Source organism: Pseudomonas sp. IT-93MI4 (genome assembly GCF_949767635.1).
Lineage (GTDB): Bacteria > Pseudomonadota > Gammaproteobacteria > Pseudomonadales > Pseudomonadaceae > Aquipseudomonas > Aquipseudomonas putida_A.
Genome location: NZ_CATKPP010000040.1, coordinates 1 through 434 on the forward strand (window position 1 = coordinate 1; position 434 = coordinate 434).

Annotated in this window: 1 pseudogene; it reads left to right on the plus strand. The window is 57.1% G+C overall.

Going from position 1 to position 434, the window contains the following annotated elements:
- Nucleotides 1-434 (plus strand): annotated as a pseudogene (locus tag ACM6I7_RS16895) (hypothetical protein); the annotation flags it as partial.

The window sequence follows — 434 nt, forward strand, 5'->3', positions numbered from 1 at the left end:
CATCTCAGTTGGGGTGGCTTTTTTGAGTATTCCACACCGGTGACCCTGGAGCAGATCAACGATCCAGCGGCAAACCCGATATTGATCACGGTCTCCAAAGCCACTATTGAACGGGCTGGTGACACCGACCTCTCTGGTCTGGCGGTCACCTTCAAGGTGCGCGACATCGTCGGCAATGAATCGGAAGACTGGTGCAAGGAAACCCGCATCGTCGTCACCACCGGCATCGACCTGCTGGCCGCACCGATTGTTCAGGAGGCCGTCAACAACAAGCTCGACGCCGATAAACAGGGCGACAACGACATCACGGTGCATGTCACGGCCACCCGGCCAGACTTCGAGATGGGTGACATCATTCACTTGACCATGCTCGGCACCACCCTGGAGGGCGAAAAAGTCGAATTTACCGCCCTGCCCCAGACCGTCGACAATAT